Source organism: Mesorhizobium sp. M7A.F.Ca.CA.002.09.1.1 (assembly GCF_003998555.1).
Lineage (GTDB): Bacteria > Pseudomonadota > Alphaproteobacteria > Rhizobiales > Rhizobiaceae > Mesorhizobium > Mesorhizobium ciceri.
This window is the reverse complement of sequence record NZ_RZRR01000828.1, coordinates 1-2,509: the sequence shown is the minus strand read 5'-3', so window position 1 is coordinate 2,509 and position 2,509 is coordinate 1. Positions and strand designations below refer to the sequence as shown.

General features: G+C 64.1%; 3 protein-coding genes. 1 reads left to right on the top strand and 2 read right to left on the bottom strand.

What is annotated here, in order from left to right; translation table 11 throughout:
- Nucleotides 1–758 (top strand): phosphatidylserine/phosphatidylglycerophosphate/cardiolipin synthase family protein (locus EN994_RS26910; protein WP_164746230.1); only part of this gene is annotated, 758 nt, incomplete at its 5' end.
- A 4-nt stretch (nucleotides 759–762) separates the two neighbouring features.
- On the opposite strand, the gene EN994_RS26905 is transcribed toward EN994_RS26910, so the two are convergent.
- Both EN994_RS26905 and EN994_RS26900 read right to left on the bottom strand, forming a co-directional pair.
- Nucleotides 763–2,019 carry a D-amino acid dehydrogenase gene (locus EN994_RS26905; RefSeq protein ID WP_013529082.1) on the bottom strand — a complete coding sequence of 419 codons (1,257 nt, stop codon included), beginning with the start codon at nucleotides 2,017–2,019 and terminating at the stop codon, nucleotides 763–765.
- A 119-nt stretch (nucleotides 2,020–2,138) separates the two neighbouring features.
- Nucleotides 2,139–2,509: nucleoside-diphosphate kinase (locus tag EN994_RS26900; RefSeq protein ID WP_127307949.1), on the bottom strand; the 371-nt coding region annotated here is incomplete at its 5' end.

Below are 2,509 nucleotides of genomic sequence, written 5' to 3'. Positions count from 1 at the left end.
ATCCAGACCTTGAGCAATACGGCAAGACCGACGGGTTGTCGCTGAACTACTATTCGAACTGGAGCGACTTCGACATCGAGTTCGCCGATCCGGCCACGGTCGAGACCCTTGCCGCGCATCTTTCGACAGTGTGGCTGCGCGACGCCGACACCAATCTGGCGCGCCCCTTCTCCATTCCGGTCCGGTCCGACGGCGCCCGTCCTTCAGGCACGGCACGACACTTCATTTCGGTGCCTTACGAGGATGGCCATGCGCTGGAGGACTATTTCGTCGAGTTGGTCGACGCCGCCCAGCACCATATCCAGATCGTTAATCCCTACCTCAACCTGACGCCCAAGCTTGCCCAGGCTGTTGACCGGGCGCTCGCCCGCGGCGTCAGGATCGACATTGTCGGCCGCATCGATCTCAAGGGCGATATCGGCGGCAAGTTTCTCACCGCGCTCAACAAGCTGTTTGTCGAGAAATATGGCGATCGCATCAACATCCGCGAGTTCAAGGCGCCTGACGTGGTGCTGCATTCCAAGATCATGATGATCGACGAAAGGCTGGTCGCCATCTCGTCGGTCAACCTCAACAACCGCAGCTTCTTCCACGACAGTGAGAACGGCATGATGGTGCTCGATCCGGCCTTCTACACCAGGATGAAGCCGATCTATGACGACTATGTCGCCCACTCCAAACCGGTCGCCACCAATGTGACGATCCCGTGGGCCTACCGGCTGCTTTTCGACGAGGACTGGGTCCGGCAGGCGTTCTGACTCTCTAGCGCAGATAGCGCTCCTGCGCGAGGTCGCGGACGTCGATGTCAGGCACCCGGTTGGAGATGATGTCGGCCAGCACCTTGCCCGAGCCGCAAGCCATGGTCCAGCCGAGCGTGCCGTGGCCGGTGTTGAGATAGAGATTGGAAAGCTCGGTGCGGCCGATCAGCGGCGGACCATCCGGCGTCATCGGCCGCAGCCCGCACCAGAACGTCGCGTCCCGCATCGCGCCGGCGCCAGGAAAGAGATCGCCGACCGAGTGTTCCAGCGTGCGCCGCCGCGATTCGTGCAGCCTGAGGTCGAAGCCGGAAATCTCGGCCGTACCGCCAACCCGGATGCGGTCGCCAAGCCGGGTGATCGCCACCTTGTAGGTCTCGTCCATCACCGTCGAGACCGGCGCCGCCGCCGCGTCCTTGATCGGCACGGTGATCGAATAGCCCTTGACCGGATAGACCGGGATCGGCCGCTTCACTCGGCGCATGAAACCCGCCGAATAACTGCCCAGCGCCATCACATAGGCGTCGGCGGTCTTCCAGCCCTTGCTGGTGCTGAGATTGGCAATGCGGTTGCGGCTGCGGATGACGCGCCAGATCGTCACGTCGTACTCGAACTTGACGCCACGGGCCACACAGAGTTCGGCCAGCCTGTCGGTGAACATCTTGCAGTCGCCGGTCTCGTCGTGCGGCAGCCTGAGGCCGCCGACGAACTTTTCGCGCACCCCGGCAAGGCCAGGCTCAGCCGCGATGCAACCGTCCTGGTCGAGGATCTCGTAAGGCACGCCATACTTCTTCAGCACCTCGACATCGCCGCCGGTGCCGTCAAGCTGCTTTTGCGTCCGGAACAGCTGCAGCGTGCCCTGGGTCCGCTCGTCATAGGCGATGCCGGTCGCTTCGCGCAGCGCCTTGAGCGTATCGCGGCTGTATTCGGCCAGCGGCACCATGCGCGCCTTGTTGATCGCATAGCGCTCGGCCGTGCAGTTGCGCAGCATCTTGATGAGCCATGTCCACATATGCGGATCGAAGGCCGGCCGCACCACCAGCGGGCCATGCTTCATCAGCAGCCATTTGATCGCCTTCAGCGGAATGCCGGGCCCGGCCCAGGGCGAGGCGTAGCCGGGCGAAATTTCGCCGGCATTGGCGAAGCTGGTTTCCAGCGCCGGGCCTTTCTGGCGGTCGAGAACCGTCACCTCGTGGCCGGCCTCGGCGAGAAAGTACGCCGTGGTCACTCCGATGACGCCGCCGCCCAGCACCATGATCTTCATCGTTTACTCCTTGCCGCGTCGCACGCCCTTGAGGACGCCTGGACGCGGCGCATTCCGATTTGCGCATGATCCCCGGCGAAAATCGATGCCGATTTTCGAGATCATGCAGTGTTGCCTGTTCACGCCGCCGCAGGACCGGGGTCGTCGTCCCCTGTCTGCCGCATTCCGGCCCTTTCGCCAAGGGGCCGCCAATCGGCTGCGGCGCTGTAGACGAGGGTGAGCCCATGCGGCCGTCGCGCCTCGGCCTGGGATTTCTCCCTGACGGCACGCCGCGCGGCCTCCGGCTGGTAGAGCACGGTCGCGATCAGGACCGACTCCCGCCTGCCGTCGGCCTGTTCGATCCATGCAGTCTGGCCCTCGGCCATGCCGAGCATGCAAAGCCCCCGCCTTGTCATGATCGACAGGCTGGAGCCGACCGGGCCGCGCACCTCATTCTGCACCAGGGTCCGGGTCTGGGCGGGGCCGGCATCGACACGGAATACCAGCCTGC

Excerpts from the sequence above, each read along its gene's own strand:
- EN994_RS26905 (WP_013529082.1), bottom strand. The coding sequence starts at position 2,019 with ATGAAGATCATGGTGCTGGGCGGCGGCGTCATCGGAGTGACCACGGCG.